This is a genomic window from Stenotrophomonas sp. S39, from assembly GCF_016624665.1.
Classification (GTDB): Bacteria; Pseudomonadota; Gammaproteobacteria; order Xanthomonadales; family Xanthomonadaceae; genus Stenotrophomonas.
In genome coordinates this window covers 1-5,719 of sequence record NZ_JACVTT010000158.1, presented here as the reverse complement: position 1 = coordinate 5,719, position 5,719 = coordinate 1, and the positions used below count along the sequence as shown (strand labels likewise).

Annotated in this window: 3 protein-coding genes; all 3 read right to left on the bottom strand. The window is 69.3% G+C overall.

The genetic code is table 11. The features are described 5' to 3' along the window. Window positions 1-102: 102 nt before the first annotated feature. Window positions 103-897, bottom strand: coding sequence for an SDR family oxidoreductase (locus IAE41_RS21645; protein ID WP_200734517.1), 795 nt, complete (start codon window positions 895-897; stop codon window positions 103-105). Window positions 898-1,058: 161 nt separating this feature from the next. Continuing rightward, window positions 1,059-3,239, bottom strand: a complete 2,181-nt coding sequence (gene yccS / locus IAE41_RS21640; protein WP_079223835.1) for a YccS family putative transporter — start codon at window positions 3,237-3,239, stop codon at window positions 1,059-1,061. A gap of 125 nt (window positions 3,240-3,364) precedes the next feature. Then, a complete protein-coding gene (locus IAE41_RS21635; protein WP_200734516.1) occupies window positions 3,365-5,422 on the bottom strand; it encodes a TonB-dependent receptor in 2,058 nt (685 codons plus the stop codon). Between the last annotated feature and the right edge of the window lie 297 nt (window positions 5,423-5,719).

Genomic DNA, 5,719 nt, shown 5'->3' with positions numbered 1-5,719 from the left:
GGGGGGGGGGGGGGGGGGGGGGGGGGGGGGGGGGGGGGGGGGGGGGCGGGCCGGGGGGGGGGGGGCCCGGGGGCCCCCCACACCTCGCCCCCCCACCAACGCTTACACGATATCGTCGACCACGCCCCCATCCACGCGCAGGGCAGCGCCGGACGTGGCCGAGGCCTGCGCCGACGCCAGGTAGACCACCATGTTGGCCACTTCCTCGACGGTGGCCGCGCGCTGGATCACCGACGCCGGGCGGTGGGCCATGACGAACTCACGGCCGATCTGCTCCAGCGGCTTGCCGCTGCGTGCGCGTTCTTCCTCGAACATCGCCGCGAAGCCGTCGGACAAGGTCGGGCCGGGCAGTACCGCGTTGACGGTGACGCCGCTGCCGGCCACGCGCTTGGCCAGGCCGCGCGACAACGACAGCTGGGCAGTCTTGCTGACCCCGTAATGGATCATGTCGGCCGGGATGTTGCGTGCTGATTCGGAGGAAATGAACAGCACCCGGCCCCAGCCGGCATCGACCATGGCCGGCAGCAGGGCGCGGGCCAGGCGCACGCCGGACATCACGTTGGTCTGCCAGTAGCGTTCCCAGGTGGCGTCGTCGGTGTCGAAGAAATCCTGCGGGCCGAAGATGCCGGCATTGTTGACCAAGATGTCGATCTTCGGCAGGCCGGCCAGCAGGGTGTCCACGCCGGCCGCATCGGAGAGGTCGGCGGCCACGCCGATCACCTCGGTACCGGGCACGGCGGCCAGCATGCGCTGGCGGGCGTGCTCGGTGCTGTCGGCGCTGCGGCCGTTGATGACCACCGTAGCGCCGGCGGCGGCCAGGCCCTCGGCGATGGCCAGACCGATGCCAGCGGTGGAAGCGGTGACCAGCGCGGTGCGGCCGCCCAGTTCGATCTTCATGGGGAACATCCAGCAAGGGGGAGATTGGCCAGTATCCACCCGACGCTGTGATCGGCATGCAGCGCCAGCTGCAACACAATGGTGCGGCATTGGCAGGTGCGGACCGTTGGTCCGCATGGAAACCGCCCCGGTAGGTGCGGACCGTTGGTCCGCACGTCCCATCAGGTCAGGGTGGTGACCGCCTGGTTCGCCGCCGCGCGCACCTTCGGCAGCAGCCGCAGCACCAGCGCCATCTGCGTGCGGATCAACTGCAGCTTCGGCGGCATCGCCTCTTCGATCTGTTCCAGCTCGGCGGCCACGGCACGGTCGGCATCGTTGTCCTCCTCGCTGACCGGCTGCCGTGCGGTCAGCGCCGTGGCCAGCTGCTGCAGGGCCTTGCGCACCCGGTCACCAGCGGCCAGGGCCAGTGGATCGCCGGCGTAGCTGTCCACCTGGTCGCGGTGTGCGCCCAGCGCCGACAGGTGGCCAAGCAGGGTGTTGGACAGGGCCAGGAAGTGGAAGCCGGCATCGAGGTTGCGGCGCACGTGGCCGGGCTCGCGCAGCATGTTCGACAGCGCCGTGGACAGGGCCGCGTCGGCGTTGTGCATGTCGCGGCGGGCGATGCGGTAGGCCAGGTCATCGCGCATGCCGCTGCGGTACTGGCCCAGCACCGAATCGAGGTAGCGCGAGGCAGTATCCAGCACCCGTGCCAGCACCAGGTGCAGCTGCCGCCCCTGCCAGTCGGGCAGGATCAGGAACGCAGCGGCAGCGGCAATGGCACAGCCCAGCACCGTGTCGACCATGCGCGGGACGATCAGCACGAAGCCGTCGCCGATCAGGTTGAAGCAGGTCAGCGCCATCACCGTGATCGCCGCCGAGGCCACCAGGTAGCGATCGGTGCGGTTGTAGAAGAACAGCAGTGCCGACAGCAGGGCGATCAGCAGCTGCACGTGCAGCTGCGGGAACAGCTGCAGCAGCGCCCAGGTCAGCACCAGGCCGGCCAGGGTGCCGACCACGCGCTGGGCCAGGCGCTGGCGGGTGGCGCCGAAGTTGGGTCGGCACACGAAGACGATGGTCAGCAGCACCCACGAACCGTGCTGCGCGTCGAACAGGCGGATGGCGAGGAAGCCGGCAACCAGTGCCACGGCCATGCGCAGGCCGTGGCGGAACAGCACCGAGCCCGGCGTGAGCTGCTGGCGGATGCGCACGCCCATCTCGCGCAGGGTATGTGGATTGCTGTCGCGCAGGCGCGTATCGACGTTGTCCAGGCTGGCTTCGGAACGTTCGGCATCAAGCAGGCGGCGTTCGATGCTGCGCAGGTTGTGCACCAGCAGGTCCAGCGAACCGAGCAGGCGCTGCCACTGCGGGCGCTGCTGGTCGCGCAGGTAGGCCAGCGCATCGGCCAGGTCGCGGCCGGCCTGCTGGTTGCTTTCGCCGTACACGAACGGGCGGCGCAGGCGGATGGCTTCGCCCAGGCGCGCACAGGCCTGGCCCTGCAGGTCAAGCAGTCGCTGGCAGCGGTACAGCACGTCGCTGTGGAAGAACGCATCGACCAGCGCGCCATAGGGGTAGTGCGAGGAACTGGCGCGTTCGTGGAAATCCTGCGCCATGTAGTACAGGCGCAGGTACAGGCCGGAATTGACGCCGGGCCGGCCGGAGCGGCCGAAGCGGGCCAGGATCGCGGCCTTCGCTTCATTGAGCGCGCCGACCACGCGGCGGTTCTGTTCGGCCAGGTCCAGCTGGCGGCGCTGCAGGTCGGCTTCGCGCACCGGTTCGAACAACGTGGCCTTGAGCTGCAGGTAGCGGCCCAGTTCCACGTACAGGCGGGCGACCCGTTCGCGCACGGGCCGGTTGGCGAACAGCGCCGTCCACAGGATCGACAGCAGGCCGTACCAGACCGCGCCGATCAGCAGGTGGCTGGCCGCCTCCATGGCGCGCGGCAGGTCGCCGGCGCCGCCATGCTGCTCCAGGCCGATCATGGTGTAGATGGCCAGGGTCACCGTGGCCTGGGCGATGGACGCGTAGCGTTCGCCCAGTGCGCCCAGCAGGGTCAGGCAGAACGTGGACAGCGCCAGCGCGCCGATGAACACCCACGGCAGCGGGAACAGCCAGATGACCGAGGCGGCGGCGATGCAGAAGCACAGCAGCGACAGCAGCACCGCCTTGGTGCGGCCCCACCAGTTGTCATCGGTCTCGGCGATGGCACTGGCGATGATGCCGAGGAACACCCCGGGCAGGGCCGGCAGCGCGTCCAGGTGCCAGCACACGCCCAGCGCCGTGGTCAGGGCGATGAAGACGCGCAGGCCGTAGCTGGCCTTTTCGTGTGCCCACAGGCGGCTGAAGCGGGATTCGCGGGTGGACATGCAGGCTCGGGGGGCGGGATGCCCCCCATTATTGCGGTGCGCGCGTGAAATGGGGGAGCGATGTGCGGACCAACGGTCCGCACCCACCTTGGGCGGTCCGCACCCACCTCGGGCGGGGAGTCGGGTTACATCTCCCAGCGCACGCTTACCGCGAAGGTGCGCGGCAGGCCGACACCCGCGTTCGACCAGTATTTGCGGTTGCCCAGGTTCTCCACGCTGGCGCGCAGGGTGACCGGATGGCCCGAGGCGAGCAGGCGGTAACCGACGCCGGCGTTGACCAGGGTGTAGTCGGGCAGCTTCAGGGTGTTGTCGGCGTCGTACCAGACATCGCCGTAGTAGCGCACGGCCGCATAGGCTTCCAGCCCGTCCACCCACGGCAACTGGTAGTTGGCGTGCAGCACGCCGCTCCAGCGGGCCGCGCCGGCGGTGCGGTTGCCTTCCTGCGATGCACTGGCCGGGGACAGCTTGTCGTAGGTCGGGTCCAGCCAGGTCACGCCGCCGCCGACGGTCAGCGCGTCGCTCAGGTGCAGGTCGCCGCTGGCTTCCACGCCTTCATACAGGGTGATGCCGTCCTGCACCAGGAACTTGCCGGCGTTGGTCAGCAGGTCGATGTTGGCCCCGCGTTCCAGCCGGAACGCCGCCACGTTCGCGTTCCAGCGCGGGGCTTCCACCTTGGCGCCGATCTCGTACTGCTTGCTGATGGTCGGGTCCAGCACATCGCCGGCATTGATGTAGGTGTTGCCGACGCGGCTGCCGGCTTCCAGCGATTCGATGTAGCTGGCGTACAGGGTCACCGCATCGCTGGGCTTGTACATCACCGCGTAGGTCGGGGTGACCGGGTAGGTGTGGTAGCTGCCCTTGGTTTCGAAGTCGTTGTAGCGCCAGCCGGCCAGCACCGACCAGCCACCGCCGACATCGATGGTGTCGCTGGCGAAGACCGCCTGCTGCACGGTTTCATCGCCGCGGCTGAGTACGCGCGAGCCCACCGCGTCGTGGCGGATGGCCGAACGCTGGTAGAGGTTGGCGCGGCCGATGTTGCTCCACTCGTAGGGACGGTCCCAGCCCAGCCCGGTCTGGTGGCTGACGCCGGCCACCAGCTGGTGCTGCAGCGGGCCGGTGCGGAAGCTGCCCTGCACCAGCGCCTGGGCCAGCTTCCACTCGCTCTTGCCGCCCAGCTCGTACACGTTCACGTCGTAGTCGCCGTTCACATCGTCGATGTAGGCGAAGATCTTGTTGACGTCATTCCACGAGGTGGTGACGCCGTAGCTCAGGCTGGCCTTCCAGTCGCTGTTGATCTGCCAGTTGAGGGCGGTCGACAGCAGGCTGGAGCGGGTGTCGTAGTAGGTGCCGGGTACGCTGTTGTCGACGTCACCGGCGATCGGGCGCGGCAGCGAGGTCAGGCCGATGAAGTAGTACTGCGGCGATTCCTCGCTCAGGTCGCGCGACTGGAACACGCCGTCGAAGGTCCAGGTGAGCGCATCGCTCAGGCGCGCGTCCAGCGACAGCGCGCCGACCTTGCGGTCGACATGGCCACCGTTGAAGGTCTCGCCCTTTTCCTGGTACGCGTTGAAGCGGTAGCCGAACATCTGCTCGTTGCCGAAGCGGCCGCCGACATCCACGCCGCCGCTGGCGATGCCCTGTTCGCGCCAGCCGAGCTGGGCGCTGAAGGTGGTGCTGTCGGTCGGCTTCTTGGTGATGTAGTTGACGATGCCGCCGGGTGCGCCGAAGCCGTACAGGAAGCCGCCGGGACCCTTCAGCAGGTCCACCTGCTCCATCACTTCCAGCGGCCATTCGGTGCCCCATGAGGACACCTGCAGGCCGTTGACGCGGTAGCTGTCGAAGTTGAGGTCGATGCCGCGGTTGCGGATCGGCGAGCTCCAGCCGCTGGCGTAGGCGCTGACCTGGGTGGTGACCGACGGGTCGAACAGGAAGACTTCGCCCAGCGAGACGACCTGGCGCTGCTCGATCTGCTCGCGGCCGACCGCGGTGATCGCGAACGGGGTGTCGCGCAGGGCGCGGTCACCGAGGGCGCCGGCTTCGGTATGGGTGCGTTCGGCGGTGACCTTGATCGCATCCAGGTCGGTGGCACTGCGGGTGTCGGCCGGGGCTTCGGCGTGGGCGGCACAGGCGGCAGACAGGGCCATGGCCAGCACGGCCAGGCGGGGGGAACGGGTGGGCAGCATCGGTGGGGGATCCTCGGCGGACAGCACGCGACCGTCCGCGGTGGCGGAAGGGAAGGGGTCGATGGCTGGGATCACGCAGGCGTGCCGGCAAGCGGCAGCGGGGCGTCGCTGGGGGAGGCGGCGCAGGACCGTGGCTGGATGCGAATTGTTCTCTTTTCGTTACGGCGCGTCAAACCCGGAGGGCCAGGCAGCCGGCCAGCGGCCGGCTCTACCAGTAGATCCACGCCCTGCGTGGATGGCCGTCCGCGGTAGTGGCGGCCCCGGGGCCGCCCCCCCCCCCCCCCCCCCCCCGGCGCC

Excerpts from the sequence above, each read along its gene's own strand:
- IAE41_RS21635 (WP_200734516.1), bottom strand. The coding sequence starts at position 5,422 with ATGCTGCCCACCCGTTCCCCCCGCCTGGCCGTGCTGGCCATGGCCCTG.
- IAE41_RS21645 (WP_200734517.1), bottom strand. The coding sequence starts at position 897 with ATGAAGATCGAACTGGGCGGCCGCACCGCGCTGGTCACCGCTTCCACC.
- yccS (WP_079223835.1), bottom strand. The coding sequence starts at position 3,239 with ATGTCCACCCGCGAATCCCGCTTCAGCCGCCTGTGGGCACACGAAAAG.